20 protein-coding genes and 1 pseudogene are annotated in these 20,567 nt (G+C 72.8%); 6 read left to right on the top strand and 15 right to left on the bottom strand.

Annotated elements, in window-relative coordinates:
- Positions 1–76: 76 nt before the first annotated feature.
- Complete coding sequence (locus ACH54P_RS01260; protein ID WP_489910434.1) at positions 77–841, top strand: sigma-70 family RNA polymerase sigma factor; 765 nt, start codon at positions 77–79, stop codon at positions 839–841.
- Here ACH54P_RS01260 and ACH54P_RS01255 read toward each other — a convergent pair.
- On the bottom strand, positions 835–1,659 hold the full coding sequence (locus tag ACH54P_RS01255; protein WP_489910433.1) for an SAM-dependent methyltransferase: 825 nt from the start codon (positions 1,657–1,659) through the stop codon (positions 835–837). The genes ACH54P_RS01260 and ACH54P_RS01255 overlap by 7 nt on opposite strands.
- A 113-nt stretch (positions 1,660–1,772) precedes the next feature.
- On the opposite strand from ACH54P_RS01255, the gene ACH54P_RS01250 reads away from it, so the two are divergent.
- On the top strand, positions 1,773–2,960 hold the full coding sequence (locus ACH54P_RS01250; protein ID WP_489910432.1) for a GAF domain-containing protein: 1,188 nt from the start codon (positions 1,773–1,775) through the stop codon (positions 2,958–2,960).
- Between the two features lie 90 nt (positions 2,961–3,050).
- The gene (locus ACH54P_RS01245) at positions 3,051–4,868 is read left to right on the top strand and encodes a flavin-containing monooxygenase (protein ID WP_489910431.1); all 1,818 of its coding nucleotides are present in this window, start codon (positions 3,051–3,053) and stop codon (positions 4,866–4,868) included.
- Positions 4,869–4,905: 37 nt separating this feature from the next.
- Here the strand turns inward: ACH54P_RS01245 and ACH54P_RS01240 are convergent.
- From ACH54P_RS01240 to ACH54P_RS01215, 6 genes and pseudogenes are all read right to left on the bottom strand, one after another.
- Positions 4,906–5,211: pseudogene (locus tag ACH54P_RS01240) on the bottom strand (transposase); the annotation flags it as partial.
- A gap of 145 nt (positions 5,212–5,356) precedes the next feature.
- Positions 5,357–6,400: an acyl-CoA dehydrogenase family protein gene (locus ACH54P_RS01235; protein WP_489910430.1), complete on the bottom strand. Its 1,044-nt coding sequence runs from the start codon at positions 6,398–6,400 to the stop codon at positions 5,357–5,359.
- Positions 6,397–7,317, bottom strand: a complete 921-nt coding sequence (locus ACH54P_RS01230) for an acyl-CoA dehydrogenase family protein (RefSeq protein WP_489910429.1) — start codon at positions 7,315–7,317, stop codon at positions 6,397–6,399. Before ACH54P_RS01230 ends, ACH54P_RS01235 begins: the two co-directional genes overlap by 4 nt.
- Positions 7,314–8,444 (bottom strand): acyl-CoA dehydrogenase family protein, encoded by a 1,131-nt coding sequence (locus ACH54P_RS01225; protein WP_489910428.1) that lies wholly within the window; start codon positions 8,442–8,444, stop codon positions 7,314–7,316. The genes ACH54P_RS01230 and ACH54P_RS01225 overlap by 4 nt, the downstream gene beginning before the upstream one ends.
- A complete protein-coding gene (locus tag ACH54P_RS01220) occupies positions 8,444–9,289 on the bottom strand; it encodes an enoyl-CoA hydratase (RefSeq protein WP_489910427.1) in 846 nt (281 codons plus the stop codon). Before ACH54P_RS01220 ends, ACH54P_RS01225 begins: the two co-directional genes overlap by 1 nt.
- Complete coding sequence (locus ACH54P_RS01215; protein ID WP_489910426.1) at positions 9,286–10,818, bottom strand: FadD3 family acyl-CoA ligase; 1,533 nt, start codon at positions 10,816–10,818, stop codon at positions 9,286–9,288. The genes ACH54P_RS01220 and ACH54P_RS01215 overlap by 4 nt, the downstream gene beginning before the upstream one ends.
- 82 nt (positions 10,819–10,900) lie before the next feature.
- Here ACH54P_RS01215 and ACH54P_RS01210 point away from each other — a divergent pair, with 82 nt between their 5' ends.
- The 3 genes from ACH54P_RS01210 to ACH54P_RS01200 are packed head-to-tail and all read left to right on the top strand — an operon-like array spanning position 10,901 to position 13,988.
- On the top strand, positions 10,901–12,046 hold the full coding sequence (locus ACH54P_RS01210) for an acyl-CoA dehydrogenase family protein (RefSeq protein ID WP_489910425.1): 1,146 nt from the start codon (positions 10,901–10,903) through the stop codon (positions 12,044–12,046).
- Entirely contained in the window at positions 12,043–12,828 is a 786-nt protein-coding gene (locus ACH54P_RS01205) for an SDR family oxidoreductase (RefSeq protein WP_489910424.1), read from the top strand. The genes ACH54P_RS01210 and ACH54P_RS01205 overlap by 4 nt, the downstream gene beginning before the upstream one ends.
- 8 nt (positions 12,829–12,836) lie before the next feature.
- The gene (locus ACH54P_RS01200) at positions 12,837–13,988 is read left to right on the top strand and encodes an acetyl-CoA C-acetyltransferase (protein ID WP_489910423.1); all 1,152 of its coding nucleotides are present in this window, start codon (positions 12,837–12,839) and stop codon (positions 13,986–13,988) included.
- Here the strand turns inward: ACH54P_RS01200 and fgd are convergent, their stop codons facing one another.
- The 8 genes from fgd to ACH54P_RS01160 form a co-directional block, all read right to left on the bottom strand.
- A complete protein-coding gene (gene fgd / locus ACH54P_RS01195) occupies positions 13,989–14,993 on the bottom strand; it encodes a glucose-6-phosphate dehydrogenase (coenzyme-F420) (RefSeq protein ID WP_489910422.1) in 1,005 nt (334 codons plus the stop codon).
- A 2-nt stretch (positions 14,994–14,995) separates the two neighbouring features.
- The gene (locus ACH54P_RS01190) at positions 14,996–16,051 is read right to left on the bottom strand and encodes an NAD(P)H-dependent flavin oxidoreductase (RefSeq protein ID WP_489910421.1); all 1,056 of its coding nucleotides are present in this window, start codon (positions 16,049–16,051) and stop codon (positions 14,996–14,998) included.
- Positions 16,048–16,779: a CoA-transferase subunit beta gene (locus tag ACH54P_RS01185; RefSeq protein WP_489910420.1), complete on the bottom strand. Its 732-nt coding sequence runs from the start codon at positions 16,777–16,779 to the stop codon at positions 16,048–16,050. Before ACH54P_RS01185 ends, ACH54P_RS01190 begins: the two co-directional genes overlap by 4 nt.
- Positions 16,776–17,639, bottom strand: coding sequence for a CoA transferase subunit A (locus ACH54P_RS01180; RefSeq protein WP_489910419.1), 864 nt, complete (start codon positions 17,637–17,639; stop codon positions 16,776–16,778). The genes ACH54P_RS01185 and ACH54P_RS01180 overlap by 4 nt, the downstream gene beginning before the upstream one ends.
- On the bottom strand, positions 17,629–18,369 hold the full coding sequence (locus tag ACH54P_RS01175; protein WP_489910418.1) for an enoyl-CoA hydratase family protein: 741 nt from the start codon (positions 18,367–18,369) through the stop codon (positions 17,629–17,631). The genes ACH54P_RS01180 and ACH54P_RS01175 overlap by 11 nt, the downstream gene beginning before the upstream one ends.
- A complete protein-coding gene (locus tag ACH54P_RS01170; protein WP_489910417.1) occupies positions 18,369–19,247 on the bottom strand; it encodes an SDR family oxidoreductase in 879 nt (292 codons plus the stop codon). Before ACH54P_RS01170 ends, ACH54P_RS01175 begins: the two co-directional genes overlap by 1 nt.
- Complete coding sequence (locus tag ACH54P_RS01165) at positions 19,244–20,011, bottom strand: SDR family oxidoreductase (protein WP_489910416.1); 768 nt, start codon at positions 20,009–20,011, stop codon at positions 19,244–19,246. The genes ACH54P_RS01170 and ACH54P_RS01165 overlap by 4 nt, the downstream gene beginning before the upstream one ends.
- 99 nt (positions 20,012–20,110) lie before the next feature.
- On the bottom strand, positions 20,111–20,509 hold the full coding sequence (locus ACH54P_RS01160; RefSeq protein WP_489910415.1) for a winged helix-turn-helix transcriptional regulator: 399 nt from the start codon (positions 20,507–20,509) through the stop codon (positions 20,111–20,113).
- Positions 20,510–20,567: the final 58 nt, after the last annotated feature.

Below are 20,567 nucleotides of genomic sequence, written 5' to 3'. Positions count from 1 at the left end.
GTTATGACGTACGCTGCTGTACCTCTTACTTTGGGTACCCCCGGATGACGGAGCGTGCCGAACCGGGAGAAACACCATGGGACCAGCTGACGAAGAGCCACCGGACGCGGTGCTGCTCGCCGCGCTCCGCGGCGGCGACCTCGACGCCGGCGGCGTCCTGTACCGCCGGCACGCCGAGCCGCTGCGCCGGACGGCGAGCGCCTGGGCGAAGCAGCCCGCGGAGCGCGACGACCTGGTGGCCGAGACGTTCGCGCGGGTGCTGGCCGTCGTGCGCGCCGGCGGCGGACCGCACGGCGAGCTGCGGCCCTACCTGGTCGTCACGATGCGCAACCTGGTGGCCCGGTGGAGCAGGCAGGGCAGCCGGGTGGAACTCTGCGAGACGGTTCCCGAGGCGGCCGTCAGCACCGGGGGCGCCGAGGAGCTGGCCCTGCACCGGTCGATCGAGAAGCTGGTGTGGTCGGCCTACTGCACGCTGCCCGGCCGGTGGCGGACGGTGCTCTGGCGGACCGAGGCCGAAGGCGACACCCCGACGGAGGTGGCGCCGCTGCTGGGGTTGTCGCCCAACAGCGTCGCGGCACTGGCGATGCGGGCGCGGGAAGGGCTGCGGCAGGCGTACCTGCAGGTCCAGGTGCCCGACGCCGAGGAGCCGATCTGCCGCGAGCCCCGCCGCCGGATGGGCGCGTGGGTCCGGGGCACGCTCTCGCCGCGCCGGGCGAACGCGATCGCCGACCACATCGCCGGCTGCGGCTCGTGCCGGTCCGTCGCGTCCGGCCTGGACGAGGCGAACCGCGAGCTACCCGGTGCGGTGAACCGCCCCCGGCACCCGCTGCGCGCTCACTGACCGGGTTTGCGGGCCACCCCGCCGACCGCGGTCCGCACTGCGGCGCCCGGGTCCTCCGGGGTGTCCGGGTGCCACCGGCCCACCGGCACCAGGCCGGGCTCCACCAGCTCGAAGTCGCCGAAGAACGCCAGGATCTCCTCGTGGGTCCGCAGCACGCCCGGCGTGCTCGACTGCTTGCTGACGTTCTCCAGCCGGCGGAGCTGGCTCTGCTCGCCGTCGGCGACGTCGGAGTGCGACAGGTGCGAAAGGACGTACAGCGAGCCCGGCGGCAGCAGCTCGCGGTAGGCGCGGATGGCCTCGCGGACCCCGGTCGGGTCCGGGAGGAAGTGCAGCACGGCCACGGTGAGCAGCGCGATCGGCCGGGTGAGGTCGAGGATGCCGGTGTCCTGGACGGCGTCCCACACCTGGTCGGCGTGGCAGAGGTCGGCGTGGAGGACGGTGTGGCGGTCCGGGTCGCCGTCCTCGTCGAGCAGGATCCGGGAGTGCGCGACCGCCACCGGTTCGACGTCGACGTACACGCAGCGGCTCTCGTCGTCCAGGTTGTCGGCGACCTCGTGCACGTTGCCCATCGTGGGGACGCCGGAGCCGAGGTCGAGGAACTGGTTGATGCCGTTCGCCAGGCAGTACCGCACGGCGCGGCCGAGGAAGTCGCGGTTGGCCCGCACGGCGACGCGCAGCTGCGGATAGGCCTTGAGGGCCTGTTCGCCGTACTGCCGGTCGATCGCCCAGTTCGCCGTCCCGCCCAGCGCCCAGTCGTAGGTGCGGGCGGCGTTGGGCCGCTCCAGGTCGATTTCCGCCGGCAGGTGGTCGGAGTCCATGGGCGCTCTCCTCGGACGAGTCGGGGCAGTATGCCACCGCGTGGGCGTTGCGCGAAGGTTGCCGGGGCCCCGGCGTGCCGGGTTACCGTGAAGCCACGGCCCCAGGAGGTGCGGTGGACGAAGGAGTCTGCGCGGTCCGGCCCGGCACCGACGTGGCCGGGCACGCGCGCCTGCTCGCGGGCATCCACGACGTCGTCCTGGCCGGGCGGCCGCCCGCGTCGGCGCCCCGCCGGCTGGTCGAACGCTCGTGGCGCCGCGTCGCCGCGCAGGGCGTCGATCCCGACCGGCCGCCCGCCCCCGACCCGGTCGGCGCCGCCGAGGTCGAACGGCGGCGGACGGTCTGCCGGCTGAACGAGGTCCTGCCCGAGCTGCGGGGCGCGCTGACGTCGGTGGCCGAAGACGCGCACCACCTGATGGTCGTCACCGACGCCGACGGCGTCGTGCTGTGGCGCGAGGGCGCACGCCGGGTGCGCCACCGCGCCGACTCGCTCGGCTTCACCGAAGGCGCCACCTGGTCGGAACCCGCGATCGGCAGCAACGCGATCGGCACGGCGCTGGCCGAGGCGGCACCGGTGCAGCTGTTCGCGGCCGAGCACTTCGTGCGCTCGCACCACGCCTGGACCTGCACCGCCTCCCCCGTGCACGACCCGCGCACGGGCGAGCTGCTCGGGATCGTCGACGTCAGCGGCCCGGCCGAGACCGTCCACCCGATGACCGTCGCCCTGGTCGGCACGTCCGTGCGGCTCGCCGAGGCCGTGCTCCGGCAGCGGCACGAGGCCCGGCTGGAGGCGCTCCGGCAGCTCTCGGGCCACCTCCTCGCCGGCGTCGGCGGGCCCGGGCTCGTCGTCGACGACCACGGCTGGGTCGCCGCCCTGCGCGGTGTCGCGGGGATCGGCCGGGTCGCCGCGCCCCGCCCGGGCGTCCCGGTCGCGGTCCGCGGGGTCGGGGCGTGCGAGCCCGAGCCGGTGCCCGGCGGCTGGCTGCTGCGACCGAGCCGCCGGGAGGCCCTGCGGCTCACCCTCGACCTCGGCCACGAACCGCCGCGCGCGATCGTCGAAGGATCGGTGCGGTGGACGCACCCGCTGGGCCGGCGGCAGGCGGACCTGCTGCGGCTGATCGCGGCCGCCGGCCCCGCCGGGGTGCCGGCCGCGCAGCTGTCGGAGACGCTCTACGGCGACCGCACGCACCTGGTGACCGTGCGCGCCGAGCTGTCGCGGCTGCGCAAGCTCGTCGGCGACCTGCTGCTCGCCCGGCCGTACCGGATCGCGCCGGGCATCGAAGTCGTGCTGATGCAACCTTAGGGCAACCCTTACGCGGACCCGGCCCGCCGGGGTTGGCTGCGGTGAGCGCGCCGCCGACGAAGACGGTGCCCGAGACGGGGAGGTCCGCTCATGACCCAGACCCTCGAACCGGCCGCGGCCCTCGACGAGGCCCGGCAGCGCGTCGACGGCTGGCTCGCCGACTTCGAGGCCGCGCTCGCGGCCCGCGACGCCGGCCGGGCCGCCGCCCTCTTCGCCACGACGTCGTTCTGGCGCGACCTGGTCGCGTTCACCTGGAACCTCAAGACGGTCGAGAACCGCGACGGCGTCGAGGATCTGCTCCTCGCCACCATGGACAGCACCGACGCGAAGGGGTTCCACACGACCGAAGACCCGACCGAATCCGACGGCGTCGTCGAGGCGTGGATCGGCTTCGAGACGGCGGCCGGCCGCGGCCGCGGCCACCTGCGGCTCACCGGCGAAGGCGCGTTCACGCTGCTGACGACGCTCTACGAGCTCAAGGGCCACGAGGAGCCGCTCGGCGCCACCCGGCCGATGGGCGCCGAACACGGCATCCACCCCGACCGGGTCACCTGGGCCGAAGCGCGGCAGGCGGAGGCGGCGGAACTGGGCACGACGCGGCAGCCGTACGTCGTGGTCATCGGCGGCGGCCAGGGCGGGATCGCGCTGGGGGCCCGGCTGCGCCAGCTCGGCGTGCCGCACGTGGTCGTCGACCGGCACGCCCGGCCGGGCGACCAGTGGCGCGGCCGGTACAAGTCGCTGTGCCTGCACGACCCGGTCTGGTACGACCACCTGCCCTACCTGGACTTCCCGCGGACCTGGCCCGTCTTCGCGCCGAAGGACAAGATCGCCGACTGGCTGGAGATGTACACGAAGGTCATGGAGGTGAACTACTGGTCGTCGACGACCTGCAAGCGCGCCTCCTACGACGAAGAAGCCCGGGAGTGGACGGTCGTCCTCGACCGCGACGGCGAAGAAGTCGTGCTGCGCCCGAAGCAGCTGGTGCTCGCGACCGGCATGTCCGGCAAGCCGAACGTGCCGGTGCTGCCCGGGCAGGACCGCTTCCGCGGCGACCGGCACCACAGCTCGCAGCACCCCGGGCCGGACGCCTATCGCGGCAAGAAGGCGGTGATCATCGGGTCGAACAACTCCGCCTTCGACATCTGCGGCGCGCTGTGGGAGGCCGGCGCCGACGTCACCATGGTCCAGCGCAGCTCGACGCACATCGTGAAGTCGGATTCCCTGATGGAGCTGGGGCTGGGCGACCTGTATTCGGAGCGCGCGGTGGCGGCCGGGATGACGACACAGAAGGCGGACCTGACGTTCGCTTCGCTCCCCTACCGGATCATGCACTCCTTCCAGCAGCCGGTTTACGCGGCGATCAAGGAACGCGACCAGGAGTTCTACGACCGGCTCGAAGCCGCCGGCTTCCGCCACGACTGGGGTGACGACGACTCCGGGCTGTTCATGAAGTACCTGCGCCGCGGATCGGGCTACTACATCGACGTCGGCGCGGCGGACCTGGTGGCCAACGGGGACGTCAAGCTCGCGCACGGCCAGGTCACGTCGCTGACGGAGACGTCGGTCGTGCTGGCGGACGGCACCGAGCTCGAGGCGGACCTCGTCGTCTACGCGACCGGGTACGGCTCGATGAACGGCTGGGCGGCGGACCTGATCAGCCAGGAGGTCGCGGACAAGGTCGGCAAGGTCTGGGGCCTGGGCTCGGCGACGACCAAGGACCCCGGCCCGTGGGAAGGCGAGCAGCGGAACATGTGGAAGCCCACGCAGCAGGAGGGGCTCTGGTTCCACGGCGGGAACCTGCACCAGTCACGGCACTACTCGCTGTACCTGGCGCTGCAGCTGAAGGCCCGCGCCGAAGGCATCCCGACGCCGGTGTACGGGCTGCAGGAGGTCCACCACCTGTCCTAGGGCCTGTCCTCGAAGCCGGAGGAGCAGGGTGGCCAGGTCGGTCAGCCCTCGTCGCCGGGGTGTGCCGTCGGCGCAGGGAGAAGCGGATGGCCCGGCTGGAGTAGCCCTTGTCCGCCAGCACCCGGCTCGGCCGCGTCGGCGGACGGCCCGGACCGGGGCGGCGGAACTCGACACCCGCCATGACCGCGGTGAACTGGGTGCAGTCGTTGACGTTGCCGCCAGTCAGCACCACCGACAACGGCCGCCCGTGACCGTCGCAGCCGAGAGGGATCTTGGTGGTGGGTCCACCCCGGGACCGGCCGATGGCATGATCATCTGGCTCGCTGTGCCCGCCGCGCGCGTGTGCGCCGGTCACCCACCCGCGGGCGTCCCTTCGCCCCCGAAGCGGGCAGCAACGGCTCGATCACCGGCCACTGCTCATCAGTCAGCTCATGCCTACGCACCACAACCCAAGATCAAGCAGTCACCACCAGCTATGAGGACACGCCCTAGGACCCGGGCGCGCCCACGGGGTCGCCGAACAGCAGGGCGGTTCCGTGGGCGCGCTTGAAGTACAGGTGGGCGTCGTGCTCCCAGGTGATCGCGATCCCGCCGTGGAGCTGGATCATCTCCGCCGCCGCGTGGGAAAACGCTTCGCCGCACACGACCTTCGCCGTCGTGACGGCTTCGGGATCACCGTCCACAATGGCCGCGTACAGCGCCGAACGGGCCGCTTCGACGTGGACGTGCACGTCTGCCATCCGGTGCTTCAGCGCCTGGAACGAGCCGATCGGGCGGCCGAACTGACGGCGTTGCTTCGTGTACTCGACCGTCAGCTCCAGCGCGCGGGCCGCCGCGCCGACCTGTTCGGCGGCGACGGCGATCACCGCCGTGTCCCGCAGCTGCCGCAGCTGCTCGGTGAACCCGCCGGTGTCCAGGCGCCGGGCCGGGCTCGACGCGAAGTCGGCCACGGCGAGCCGGCGGGTCGGGTCGAGCGTGGTGACGCGCTCGCGGCGGACGCCGGCCAAGGGCACTTCGAACAGGCCGACGCCGTCCGCGGTGCGGGCCACGGCCAGGAGGACGTCCGCGAGGTCGCCGTCGAGGACGTAGTGGGCGCGGCCGTCGAGTCCGGCGGCCGACGCGGTGAGCCCGGGCGCCCACTCCTCGTCGGCCCAGGCCAGCGCGGCGAGGCTGGTGCCCGCGGCGATGCCCGGCAGCAGCCGCTCGCAGGCTTCGTCGTTCCCCGTGCGCAGCACCGCTTCCCCGCACAGCACGGCGGAGCCCAGCATCGGCGCGGGGGTGAGCGTCCGGCCCAGTTCCTGCAGGACCACGCACGTCTCGGCGAGTCCCGCGCCCGCGCCGCCGTAGCGCTCGGGGATCGCGAGGGCGGCGACGCCGATCTGCTCGCACAGCGTCGACCAGAGCTTGTCGTCGTAGCCCAGCGGCGACTCCATCGCGGCCCGCACCGCCTCCGGCCCCGACCGCCGGGTGAGCAACGCGCGCACGGCGGCCCGCAGCGCCTGGGCTTCTTCGGTCTCCAGCGGATCCGTCATCCCGCACCCGCCAGCACCCGCGCGCGGTGGAACGCCCCGCTCCCCCAGGCTCCGGCCAGCGCGCGCACCTTCGTCAGCCGCAGCCCGAGGTCGTGCTCGGCGGTGTAGCCGATCGCGCCGTGGACCTGCAGCGCCGTGCGCGCGGCCAGGTTCGCCGCGTCGCCGGCCATGACCTTCGCCGCGGAGACGTCGCGGTCGAAGGTGTCCCCGGCGACGGCCGCGCCGTAGAGCAGCGGCCGGGCCAGCTCCAGCCGCGTCACGACGTCGGCGAGCAGGTGCTTGACCGCCTGGTACTCCCCGATCAACCGGCCGTACTGGCTGCGTTGTTTCGCGTACGCCACCGAGGTGTCGAGCAGCCATTGCCCGGCCCCCAGGAGCTGGGCGGCCACGGCCAGGACACCGCGGTCGAACGCGGCCGTGCCGGCCATCGGGGTGCCGGGGACGCGGAACAGCCGCCGGACCGGGTCGATCGAGCGGACCAGTTCCGCGGCAGTGCGCTCCGCGCCGGTGAGGTCCAGCACCACGCCCGCGACGTCGGCGTCCAGCGCGAGGGGGACTTCCGGCGGCGCGACGACGGTGGCCAGGAGGTCGCCCTCGGCCAGCGCGGTGAGCCGGTCGCCGGTCAGCAACGCCGGGGCGACCGCCGCCGACTCGACGAGCGGGCCGGGGACGGCGTGGTAGCCGAGCGCTTCGAAGGCGACCACCAGGTCGACCGGACCGGCGCCGAGGCCGCCGTGTTCTTCGTCCACGAGCAGCGCGAAGACCCCGAGGTCGGCGAGCGCGCGCCAGAGCTTGAGGCCGCGGTCGTGCTCACCGGCGGCCCAGGCCCGCGCGGCGGCCGCGGTGTCCGCCCCGCCCAGCAGTTCGTGCAGGGTCGCGGCGAACTGCCGTTGCTCCGGGGAGAGCTGGAACTTCATCGGCGGGCCTCCCTCGGGAGCTTCAGCAGCCGCTCGGCGATCGTGTTCCGCTGGATCTGGTCGGTGCCGCCGTAGATCGGCCCGGCGAGGGAGAACAGGTAGCCGTGCACCCACGCCGGGTCGGTCTCCGCCTCCGGGCCGAGCACCTCGAGCGCGGTCTCGTGGAGGTCGACGTCGAGGTGGGACCAGAACAGCTTGTTCACGCTGGACTCCGGGCCCAGCTCCCCGCCTTCGGCGAGCCTGCTCACGGTCCCGAACGTGTACAGCTGGTAGGCGCGGGCGCCGATCCAGGCGTCCGCCACCCGGTCCTGTGTGGACGGTGGCGACCCCTGCGCACGCCACAGGTCGACCAGCCGGCCGGCCGCGGCGAGGAACCGGCCGGGACTGCGCAGGGACAGGCCGCGCTCGTTGTTGGCGGTCGTCATCGCGACCCGCCAGCCCTGCCCCGCCTCGCCGATGACGTCGGCGTCGGGGACGAACACCTCGTCGAAGAAGATCTCGGCGAACCCGGGCTCGCCGTCCAGCTGCGGGATCGGCCGGACCGTGACGCCGTCGGCGCGCAGATCCGCCATGAAGTACGTCAGGCCGTGGTGGCGCCGCGCGTCGGGGTCGGTCCGGAACAGGCCGAACGCGCGGTCGGCGAAGGCCGCGCGTGAGCTCCACGTCTTCTGCCCCGACAGCAGCCAGCCGCCGGCGGTCCGCACCGCCGTGCTGCGCAGCGCCGCGATGTCGCTGCCCGCTTCGGGTTCCGACCACGCCTGCGCCCACACCTGCTCGCCGCGGGCCATCGGCGGGAGGATCCGGTCCCGCTGCTCCGGCGTGCCGTGCGCGAACAGGGTCGGGCCGAGCATGAAGATCCCGTTCTGGCTGACCCGGCCCGGCGCGCCCGCCGCGTAGTACTCCTCCTCGAACAGCAGCCACTGCAGCAGCGAGGCGTCGCGCCCGTGGTACTCGCGCGGCCACGACACCACCGACCACCGCGCCTCGGCCAGCTCGGCCTCCCACTCGCGGTGCGCGGCGAACCCTTCGGCGGTGTCCATCGACGGCAGCGCCCGGACGTGCCCGGCCAGCCACGCGCGGGCCTCGTCGCGGAAGGCCGCGGAAGCCTCGTCGACGTCGAGGTCCATCAGCCCCCCTGGTTCGCGTCGCGCATCGACCGCGCGGACTGCCCGCCGAGCGGGTCTTCCGACGTCTCCGCGTTGTGGGCGTGCGCCAGGTGGTGCAGCCCGAACACCGAGTCCATGCCGGACCGCAGGCCCATCAGGTCCTCGGCCTGGTTGACGGCCTTCTTCGCCAGCGCGAGGCCGAACTGCGGCATCGCGCTGATCTTCTCCGCCAGCTCGAGGGTGTGCTGCTCGAGTTCGGCGCGCGGCACGATCCGGTTGATCATGCCCCAGTCCTTGGCCTGCTGGACGGAGAAGCGCTCGCCGGTGAACAGGACCTCCTTCGCGGCGCGCGGCCCGAGCGCCCACGGGTGCGCGAAGTACTCGACACCCGGAATCCCCATCCGCACCACGGGATCGGCGAAGAAGGCGTCGTCGGAGGCGACGACGAGGTCGCAGATCCAGGCGAGCATCAGCCCGCCCGCGATGCAGGCGCCCTGGACGCTGGCGATCATCGGCTTCGGGATCTCGCGCCAGCGGCGGCACATGCCGAGGTAGACCTCGGACTCGCGGGCGAACCGCTGGTCTCCCCCGGCCCGGTCGGTGTGGTCCCACCACAGCACCGCGCGGCGGTCGAACGACTGGTCCACGTCCCGGCCCGGGGTGCCGATGTCGTGCCCGGCGGAGAAGTGCTTGCCCGCCCCCGCCAGCACGATCACCTTCACCTCGGCGTCGTCCACGGCCCGGGCGAAGGCGTCGTCGAGCGCGTACGTCATCGCCGAGTTCTGGGCGTTGCGGTAGTCGGGCCGGTTCATGGTGATCAGCGCGACCGGTCCGCGCCGCTCGGAGCGGACCACCGGTTCACTCATGCCTTCTCCTCACTGAGCAGCCGCTTCAGCACCTTGCCGGAAGCGTTGCGGGGCAGCTCGTCCAGGAACTCGACGAACCGCGGGGTCTTGTAGTTGGCGAGCCGCTCGCGGCAGAAGGCGACGACGGCGTCCGCGCTCAGCCCGGAGCCGACGACGAAGGCCTTGCCGACCTCGCCGAGCCGGGCGTCCGGGACGCCGACGACGGCGACGTCGCGGACGCCGGCCAGCTCGGTCAGCGCGTGTTCGACCTCGGCCGGGTAGACGTTGAAGCCACCGCAGATGTACATGTCCTTGAGCCGGCCGGTGATGGTGAGGTTGCCGTCGTCGTCGAGCTCGCCGACGTCGCCGGTGTGCAGCCAGCCCTCGTCGTCGATCGCCTGCGCCGTCGCTTCGGGGTCGTCGAGGTAGCCGAGCATGACGTTGGGCCCGCGGAGGACGATCTCGCCCGGCGAGCCCTGGATCGCCACCTCGAAGCCCGCCGTCGCGCGGCCGGACGTCCGGGACACGAGCTCGGCGTCGTCGCCGGGGCGGCACATCGTCACCACCACGGCTTCGGTGAGGCCGTAGGCGGTGAGGACGGTGTCGAAGCCGAGCTCGGACCGCATCCGGCGGACCAGGGACGCCGGCACCGTCGCCGCGCCGGTGACCGCGAGCCGCAGCGACGAGACGTCGTGGTCGCGCGTTTCGCGCAGCAGGGAAGCGAAGATCGTCGGCGCGCCCGGCAGCACCGAGATCCGCTCCCGCTCGATCAGCTCGAGGGCCGCGCGGACGTCGAACACCGCCTGCGGGACGATCGTCGCGCCGGTGAGCAGGCCGACGACGATCCCGGCCTTGTAGCCGAAGCTGTGGAAGAACGGGTTGACCACCAGGTACCGGTCGCCGGCGGTGACCTGGCCGCACTCCGCCCAGGCCGCGGCGACGTCGACCACCTGGCGGTGGGCCGAGAGCACGCCCTTGGACCGGCCGGACGTGCCCGAGGTGAACAGGACGTCGCTGACGTCGCCCGGGGCGACCGCGTCCGCGCGCGCCTCGGCTTCCACCTCCGTGACCTGCTCGGCCCGGGCGAGGAACTCGTCCCAGCCGAGTGTCCCCGGCACCGGCCGGTGCGGCTGCTCCAGGGGCACGCGGACGACCGTGGCGAGGTCCGGCAGCGCGACGCCGGTCGCGACGATCGCGGCGTGGCGGTCGGCGCCGAGGAAGTCCGCCGCCACGACCAGCGCCTTCGCGCGGCTGCGGGCGAGCAGGTCGACGGTCTCGGCGGCGGTGAACCGGGTGTTGACCGGCACCAGCGTCGCGCCCGCGTAGAGCGCGCCCAGCGCCGCGAGGACCCAGTGGTGGGTGTTCGGGAGGGTGATCGCCACCCGGTCGCCGGGCCGGACGCCGGACGCCATGAACGCCCGGGCGGCGGTCCGAACACGTTCCAGAAGCGCGTCGAAGCCGAGCCGCAGCGCGCCGTCTACGAGAGCCTCCGCGGACCCGAACTTCGCGGCGGCATCGCGGACTACGGCCGGGATCGTGGTCTGTCCCACCACACCCTCCTCTGGACCGGCAAACTAGAACGTGTTCTCATTACCCTAGGTCCCGGACCGGCCCGGCAGCAAGGAGGCGTGCGTGGAACCGACGCGATTCCGCCGCGAGGTCGCGGGCTGGCTCGCCGACAACCTGACCGGCGAGTTCGCTCGGCTGCGTGGCCTGGGCGGGCCGGGCCGCGAGCACGAGGCGTTCGACCTGCGCCTGGCCTGGGAACGCCACCTGGCCGCCGCGGGCTGGACCTGCGTCGGCTGGCCGGTCGAGCACGGCGGCCGCGGCCTGTCGCTGGAGGAGCAGGTCGCCTTCCACGAGGAGTACGCGGCTTCGGGTGCCCCCGCGCGCGTCAACCACATCGGCGAGCAGCTGCTCGGCCCGACGCTCATCGCCTTCGGCACGCCCGAGCAGCAGCGGCGGTTCCTCCCCAAGATCGTCACCGTCGAAGAGCTCTGGTGCCAGGGCTACTCCGAACCCGGCGCCGGCTCCGACCTCGCCGCCGTCGCGACGTCGGCGGTCCGGCGCGGCGGCGAATGGGTGCTCAACGGCCAGAAGATCTGGACGTCCCTGGCCCACGTGGCCGACTGGTGCTTCGTCGTGGCCCGCACCGAACCCGGATCCCGGCGCCACCACGGCCTGTCGTACCTCCTGGTCCCGCTGCGCCAGGACGGCGTCACCGTCCGGCCGATCCAGCAGCTCACCGGCACCTCCGAATTCAACGAGGTGTTCTTCGACGACGCCCGCACGCCCGCGGACCTGGTCGTCGGCGAACCCGGCGACGGCTGGAAGATCGCCATGGCCACGCTCGGCTTCGAACGCGGCGTCTCGACACTGGGCCAGCAGATCGGCTTCCGCCGCGAACTGGACGACATCGTCGCCGACGCGAAGCGGACCGGGACCTACGACGACCCGCTGCTGCGCGCGGACCTCACCCGCGCCCGGATCGGCCTGCGGGTGCTGCGCGCCCACGCCCTGCGGACGCTCGGGCGGCCCGCCGGGCCGGAGGTCGCCGTCGGCAAGCTGCTGTGGGCGCAGTGGCACCGCGGGCTCGGCGAGCTCGCCATGCGGGCCCGCGGGGCGCGGTCGCTGGCCGCCGGCGGGGCCGAGCTGGACGACGCGCAGCGGCTGTACCTGTTCACCCGCGCGGACACGATCTACGGCGGTTCGGACGAGATCGAGCGGAACATCATCGCCGAGCGCGTGCTCGGCCTGCCGAGGGAGGCACGCCCGTGAGCCCGCAGACAGCGCCTTCGAAAGGCGTACCCGGCCACGACCTGCTGTCCGGGAAGGTCGTCGTGGTCACCGCCGCGGCCGGCACCGGCATCGGCTCGGCCGTGGCCCGCCGGTGCCTCGAAGAGGGCGCGAGCGTCGTCGTCAGCGACTGGCACGAGCGGCGCCTCGGCGAGAAGGCGGCCGAACTGGCCGCACTGGGCAAGGTGCACGCGATTCCGTGCGACGTCACGCAGGAAGACCAGGTCCAGGCGCTGATCGACGGCGCGGCCGACCACTTCGGACGGCTCGACGTGCTGGTCAACAACGCCGGGCTCGGCGGGACGAAGTCCGTCCTGGACATGACCGACGACGAGTGGTCGCGCGTCCTCGACATCACGCTCACGGGGACGTTCCGCTGCACGCGGGCCGCGCTGAAGCGGTTCGTCGCCCAGGGCGGTGGCGGCGCCATCGTCAACAACGCGTCGGTGATCGGCTGGCGCGCCCAGGCCGGGCAGGCGCACTACGCCGCCGCGAAGGCCGGGGTGATGGCGCTGACCCGGTGCTCGGCCCTCGACGCCGCCGAACACGGTGTCCGGATCAACGCCGTCGCGCCGAGCCTGGCCATGCACCCTTTCCTCGCCAAAGTGACCAGCGACGAACTCCTCGACGACCTCACGAAACGGGAGGCGTTCGGCCGCGCGGCCGAGCCGTGGGAGGTCGCCAACGTCATGGTCTTCCTCGCCAGCGGCTACGCGAGCTACCTCACCGGCGAAGTCGTCTCCGTCAGCAGCCAGCACCCCTAGGAGCCCCTGTGCCCGAAGCCTTCCTCCTCGACGCGGTCCGCACCCCGGTCGGCCGGCGCGGCGGCGCGCTGTCCGGGTGGCACTCCGCCGACCTCGGCGCGCACGTCATCAAGGCCGTCGTCGACCGCACGGGCGTCGACCCGGACCTGGTCGACGACGTCATCCTCGGCTGCACGGACACCCTCGGCCCGCAGTCGGGCAACATCGCGCGCACGGCGTGGCTGGCGGCGGGTTTCCCGGACCACGTGCCCGGGGTGACGATCGACCGGCAGTGCGGGTCGAGCCAGCAGGCCGTGCACTTCGCGGCGCAGGCCGTCATGTCCGGCACGCAGGACCTCGTCCTGGCCGGGGGTGTGCAGAACATGAGCCGCATCCCGATCAGCGCGGCGATGCTGGCCGGGCGCGAGTACGGCTTCGACGACCCGTTCTCCGGTTCGAAGGGCTGGCAGGAGCGCTACGGCAGTGCCGAGGTCTCGCAGTTCCGCAGCGCGGACATGATCGCCGAGCACTGGGACATCAGCCGCGAGGCCATGGAGGAGTACGCGCTGCGCAGCCACCGGCGGGCGCTCGCGGCCATCGACTCCGGCCGGTTCGACGCGGAGATCGCGCCGGTCGACGGATTCCGGCACGACGAGGGGCCGCGCCGGGACACGTCGGCGGAGCGGATGCGCGGCCTCAAGCCGTTGAGCGAAGGGTCCCGGCTGACGGCGGCGGTGGCCAGCCAGATCTCCGACGGCGCGAGTGCGGCGCTGCTGGCGTCGTCGTCGTTCGTCGAGGAGCACGGCCTGACGCCGCGGGCCCGCATCCACCACCTGTCGGTCCGCGCGGCGGACCCGGTGTGGATGCTGACCGGCCCGATCCCGGCCACCGCGCAGGCACTCCGGAAGACCGGGCTGGGCATCGGCGACATCGACCTGTTCGAGGTCAACGAGGCGTTCGCCAGCGTGGTGCTGGCGTGGCTGGACGAAACCGGCGCGGATCCCGACCGGGTGAACGTGAACGGGGGCGGCATCGCCCTCGGCCACCCGATCGGGGCCACCGGCACGAAGCTCCTCGCGACGCTCCTGCACGAGCTGGAGCGCCGCGAGGGGCGTTACGGCCTGCAGACGATGTGCGAAGGCGGTGGCACCGCCAACGTCACCATCATCGAACGGCTCTGATCAGCCGAGGGCGCGCAGCTTCGGCAGGACGTCCTCGGAGAACTGGGTCAGGAAGCGCTCCTGGTCGTGGCCCGGGCCGTGGAAGACCAGGTGGTTCAGGCCCGCGTCCAGGTACGGCTTGATCTGGGCCACGGCCTCGTCCGGGTCGGACGCCACGATCCAGCGCTTGGCGACCTGCTCGATCGGCAGCTCGTCGGCCAGCCGCTCCATCTCCTCGGCCGAGGAGACGCTGTGCTTCTGCTCCGCCGAGAGCGACAGCGGCGCCCAGAACCGGGTGTTCTCCAGGGCCTTCTCGTGGTCGCGGTCGTAGGACAGCTTGATCTCGATCGTCCGGTCGACGTCCTCGACGGTCTTCTCCGCCGCCTCGGCGCCTTCCTTGACCGCGGGCATCAGCTTCTCGGTGTAGAGGTCCATGCCCTTGCCCGAGGTGCAGATGAACCCGTCCCCCGCGCGGCCCGCGTACTTGGCCACCACCGGGCCACCCGCCGCGATGTACACCGGCACCGGCTGCTCCGGCCGGTCGTAGATCTTGGCGTCGACCAGCTCGTAGTAGTCGCCCTTGAAGTTCACGTTGTCGCTGGTCCACAGTTCGCGGATCAGCTTGATCGACTCGCGCAGCCGCGCGAAGCGCTCCTTGAACTCCGGCCACTCGCGCCCCGAGACGGCGATCTCGTTCAGCGCCTCGCCGGAGCCCACGCCGAGGATCACCCGGCCGCCCGAGAGCAGCGACATCGTCGCGAACGCCTGCGCGATCACGGCCGGGTTGTACCGGAACGTCGGGGTCAGCACGCTCGTGCCGATCTGCACCCGCTTCGTGCGCTCGGCGACCGCCGGCATCCACGCCAGGGCCCACGGCGCGTGGCCGCCCTCGTGCCGCCACGGCAGGAAGTGGTCGGACACCCAGACCGAGTCGAGGCCGACCTCTTCGGCACGCACCGCGTACTCGACCAGGTCCCGCGGTCCGAACTGCTCCGCCGACGCCTTGTAACCGACCTTGAGCGCCACGCTCATCCTCCCGTTTCCCGGCCGAGTCGCCGCAGGATCTCACCTGCCTCGGCCACTGTGCCCTCGACGATCCCGGCCACCGTGGGCAGGTCGTGGATCATGCCCACCACCTGTCCCGACGCTAGCACTCCCGCGTCCGTCCGGCCCTCGACCAGCCCCGCCCGCAACAGCATCGGGGTGTTGGCCGCCATGACCAGCTGACTCCAGGTCAGATCGTTGCCGTGCTTCATCGCAAGGCCTTCTTTGACCATGGCAACCGGGGACAGTCCGGTGATATTCCGGAACCGCAAGGCATTGCGCGCGGCCTGCGCCAGACCGCGGATCCGGCCGGTGCGTTCCAGCTTGTCGACGAGGTCCGTGCGCAGCACGCGGTGCGGCAGGCCGTCGACGCGCCGGGTGACGACCGTCCCGGTGAGACCCTGCCCGAGGTAGAGGCGCTTGACGTCGTCGGGGACCGTGCTCTCCTTGCTCAGCAGGAACCGGGTGCCCATCGCCACGCCCGCCGCGCCGTAGGCGAGTGCGGCGGCGAGGCCGCGCCCGTCGAAGAAGCCGCCCGCGGCGACGACCGGGATGTCGACGGCGTCGAGCACGCTCGGCAGCAGCAGGGTGGTGGCCACTCCCCCGGTGTGCCCGCCGCCTTCGCCGCCCTGGACGATGACGGCGTCCGCGCCCCAGGCGGCGACCTTCTCGGCGTGCCGCGCGGCGCCGACCGAGGGGATCACGACGACGCCGTGGTCGCGCAGCTTCGCGATCATCTCCTTGCGGGGCGCGAGCGCGAAGGACGCCACCTTGACGCCCTCGCGGATCAGCAGGTCGACGCGGGCGCCGGCGTCGGCCGCGTCGGCACGGAGGTTCACCCCGAACGGCTTCTCCGTCCGCTTCTTGACTTCGGCGATCGCCGCGTCCAGCTCGTCGAAGGTCATGGTGGCCGACGCCAGGATCCCGAGGGCGCCCGCTTCCGCGGTCGCCGAGACCAACCGCGGGCCGGCGACCCAGCCCATCCCGGTCTGCACGACCGGGTGCTCGACCCCGACCAGCTCGGTCAGCGCCGTCTTCACGCCGGGACTTCCTTGTCGCGCAGGCTCTTCGGATCCACGACTTCGCGGATGAGCCGCAGTTCCTCGTCGGTCGGTTCGCGGCTGACGCCCACGTCGGTGAAGCCGATCTCGAACGCGCTCGCCGCGATCACCTCGTCCGGGGTGACGCCGGGGTGCAGCGACACGGCCCGCATCGAGTGCTCCGGCGTCGCGAAGTCGAAGACGCCGAGGTTCGTGACCACCCGGTGGACGTCGTGGTACTTCTCGGCCGACGGGCCCGCCTTCGCCGCGTTGTCGTAGCCGACGCCCGAAACGACGTCGACGCTCTCGACGAAGACCCGCGTGCTGTGCCGCGGCACCCAGTAGCTGGTCCGGTGGTTGACGGTGTTGCCCGGCGCGCCCCGCACGCCCAGCAGCTGCTTCTTCGGCCGGGCGTGGTCGCCGATCGCGGAGATGTTCTGGTTGCCGTACCGGTCGACCTGGTTCGCGCCCATGACGACGTGCCGCCGCCCGTGCGGGACGATCGTGTCGAGCATCTTCCGGAACGGCTGCCAGCCCTCGACCACGCCGTCGGGGGTGACCAGGTACGCCTCGCCGTCGGACATGAGGAGATCGGGTTCGAACGTCAGCCGCGCGAGCTTCGCGCCGAGCTGCGGGACCAGGCCCATCGGGCTGACCACGATCTCGCCGTCGCCGCGGAACACCTCGGCCATCGCCACGACGACGATCTCGGCCCGGGTCGCGCTCATGCCGCCTCCGCCTCGAACTTGTCCACTTCGGACAGGTAGCTGCGCTCGTCTCCCGACAGGAACCGGTCCACGAAGCCCGGCCACGCGTCGGGATCCTTGGCGCAGGCGGCGTAGTGCCGCTGGAACCGCTCGTCCCGGCCGTAGTCCGGCACGGCCGTGGTGAAGTGCGCGCCACGCGGGGCCTCGACGACACCGTCGACGGCGCCGCGGTTGAGCAGCAGCGACTGCACCGGCCCGCCCGCCGTCAGCTCGGTCGTGTCGACGATTTTCTCCACCGACACGAACCGTTTCTCCGCGGCCAGGCAGAACAGGTCGTCGAAGTAGGGGTCCGGGCCGAGGTACTGGGCGTTGCCGCGGGCGTCGGCGCGGTTGAGGTGCACGAGCGCGACGTCGAGGTGCTGCGCCGGGACCGCGACGAGCTCCTCGCCGTCGGCGTAGGGCGAGCGCACGGTCCGCAGGTCCGGGTTGGCGCGCATCACCTCGGAGCCGAGCCCGGCGCGCGTCGGCAGGAACGGAAGCCGTTGCGCGGCCGCGGAAAGCGCGGCCCCGAACATGCCTTCGTCGTACTCGGTGACGGCGATCGCGCCGGTCTCGCGGGCGCGGCCGAACCACGGGTCGAAGGGAATCGAATCGAGCGTCACGAACCCGAAGACCACCCGCTTCACCTTGCCCGCCGCGCACAGCAGGCCGACGTCGGGGCCGCCGTAGGAAACCACCGTCAGGTCGCGCACGGGGGTGCGGAGGATCGCGCGGACCAGGGCCATCGGCTTGCGCCGCGAGCCCCAGCCGCCGATGCCGATCGTCATGCCGTCCGTCAGCTCGGCCGCCACCTCGTCGGCGGTCGTGCGCTTATCGGCCATTCAAGAACTCCTCGCGGGCTTCGTCGGACGCGCCGAGCAGGTTGAGCTCGAAGGTGAAGCCCTGCTCGAACCGGTAACTGCGGTGCACCTGCTGGGTGTCGATGCCGTTCAGGGCCTCTTTCGCCGCCCGGATCACCCGCGGGTCCTTCTTCGCGATGTCGCGAGCGATCGCCAGCGCCGCCTCGTCCAGCTCCGCGCGGGGCACGACCTGGTAGACCGAACCGTGCGCGTGCAGCTCGGCGGCGGTGATCTTCCGCGCGGTGAAGTAGAGCGTGCGCATCAGGTGCTGCGGCACCAGGCGGGCGAGGTGGGTCGCCGCCCCCAAGGCCCCGCGCTCCACCTCGGGGACACCGAAAGTCGCGTCCTCCGAGGCGATGACCACGTCGGCGTTGCCGACCAGGCCGATCCCGCCGCCGAGGCAGAACCCGTGCACCGCGGCGACCACCGGGACCTCGCAGTCGTAGACGGCCCCGAAAGCCGCGTAGCAGCCCCGGTTCGCGCCGACCAGCGCGTCGTAGCCCGCGCTGCGCTGGATCTCCTTGATGTCCACGCCCGCGTTGAACCCGCGGCCTTCCGCGCGGAGGATCACGACGTGCACGTCGGGGTCGCGGCCCGCCTGCGTGAGCGCGTCGGCCAGGTCGAACCAGCCCTGCACGGGCAGCGCGTTCACCGGCGGGAAGTCGACGGTGACGACCTCGACGTGGCCGTCGCGCTTGGTGAGGATGCCCATCAGCTCGCTCCGTAGACGGGTTCGGGCTCGGGCGCGCGCTCGAGCAGGTCCTTCACCACCGGGCCGAGTTCGGCCGGGTCCCACCGGTCGCCCTTGTCCACGGCCGGGCCGTGCCGCCAGCCCTGCGCCACGGAGACCTTGCCGCCCTCGACCTCGAACACCCGGCCGGTCACCTGCGACGACTCCTCGCTGCCCAGCCAGACCACCAGGGGCGAGACGTTCTCCGGCGCCATCGCGTCGAAGCCGTCGTCCGGACGCGCCATCGACGCGAACACCGCCTCGGTCATCCGGGTCCGCGCGGCCGGCGCGATCGCGTTCACCGTCACCCCGTAGCGCGCCAGCTCGGCCGCCGCCACGACGGTCAGCCCGGCGATGCCCGCCTTCGCCGCCGAATAGTTGGCCTGGCCGACACTGCCCAGCAACCCGGCACCCGAGCTCGTGTTGATCACCCGGGCGCTCGGCGGCCGCCCGGCCTTCGCCTCGGCTCGCCAATGGTCCGCGGCGTGCCGCAAGGGCGCGAAATGTCCCTTCAGGTGCACGCGAACCACCGCGTCCCACTCGTCCTCGCCGAGGTTGACGAGCATCCGGTCCCGGACGAACCCCGCGTTGTTGACCAGCACGTCCAGGCGGCCGAAGTGCGCCAGCGCCGTCCCGATCAGGTCCCCCGCCCCGGCCCAGTCGGCGACGTCGGAGGTGTTCGCCACCGCCCGCCCGCCCAGCGCCTCGACCTCGGCGACGACCCCGGCGGCGGCGTCCCCGTCCACGTCGTTCACCACCACCGGCGCGCGCTCGGCCGCGAAGCCCAGGGCGTGGGCGCGTCCGATGCCGCGGCCGGCGCCGGTCACCACGACCACGCGGTCCTGGCACAACCTGCTCACTGATCCTCCCGATGGTTGACGTCGGCCGCGGCGAGGAACGCCGGGACCTCCCCGCCGCCGTGGACGCGCAGGGTCGCGCCGGAGACGTAGGAAGCCAGGCCCGAGGCGAGGAACGCCGCGCACGCCCCCACTTCCTCGGGTTCGGCGAGGCGGCCCAGCGGCACGGTTTTGCCGACCGCCTCGATCGCGGCTTCGCTGCCGTAGTGCAGGTGGGCCTGCTCGGTGCGGACCATGCCGACGTCGAGCGCGTTGACCCGCACCTTCGGCGCCCACTCCACGGCGAGGCTGGCGGTGAGGTTGTCGAGCCCGGCCTTCGCGGCGCCGTAGGCCGCGGTGCCCGGCGACGGGCGGGTGCCGCTGACGCTGGAGATCATGACGATGGACCCGCCGCCGTCCTGGCGTTGCATGACGGCGTTGGCGTGCTGCGAAACCAGCAGCGGCGCCAGGAGGTTCAGCTGCACGATCTTGTCGTGCAGCCGCGGCGAGGCCTCGCCCGCGGCCACGTGCGGCGCCCCGCCGGCGTTGTTCACGACCACGTCGAGGCGCCCGTGCCGCTCGACGATCCCGTCGACCAGGGCGGCGACCTGGGTGGCGTCGCGGACGTCGCACCGGACGAACTCCGCCTCGGTGGGGGCCTCGCGCCGCGCGCAGGTCACGACGTGGGCGCCGTGCGCGCGGAACACCGCGCTGATGCCCCGGCCCACCCCGCGGACGCCGCCGGTCACCAGCACCACGGCACCGGTCAGGCCCAGATCGGTCTTCACTCCCCAAAACTAGAACACGTTCTCGCTTTGGGCAAGGTGGTGGCGAACCACCCCGAGCTGGATCCCGACGGGACTCGCCCGCCGTGACTGGAACCCGTATCAGTCCCGCTTCGCGGCGTCGTACTCGGCGTTGGCCGCCATGACCTCGGGCATCTGCCCTTCGACGTCCTCGATCAGGGCCAGCAGCAGCGCGGCGGTGCGCCGGCCGCGCGGGGTGAGGCTGTACTCGACCTTCGGCGGGATGGTCGACTGGGCTTCGCGGTGGACGAAGCCGTCGCGTTCGAGGGCCTGCAGCGTCTGGGCGAGCATCTTCTCGCTGACCCCGCTGACCCGGCGGCGCAGCGCGTTGAACCGGAGCGTGCCGTCGTGGAGGGCGGCCATCGCCAGGATTCCCCAGCGGCCGGTGATGTGCTCCAGCGTCGCCCGGGACGTGCACGCCTGCGCGAACACGTCGAACAGCACCTGCCCGTGCTCGTCCCACTCCCGCGCTTCGCTCATGACGTCAACGGTACCTCGACGGCCGGGGCCGCCCAGGTGAGGATGCTCACCAAAAGTT

It is taken from the genome of Amycolatopsis sp. N2S4-7 (assembly GCF_058119595.1).
This window is presented reverse-complemented; position numbering and strand designations above follow the sequence as displayed.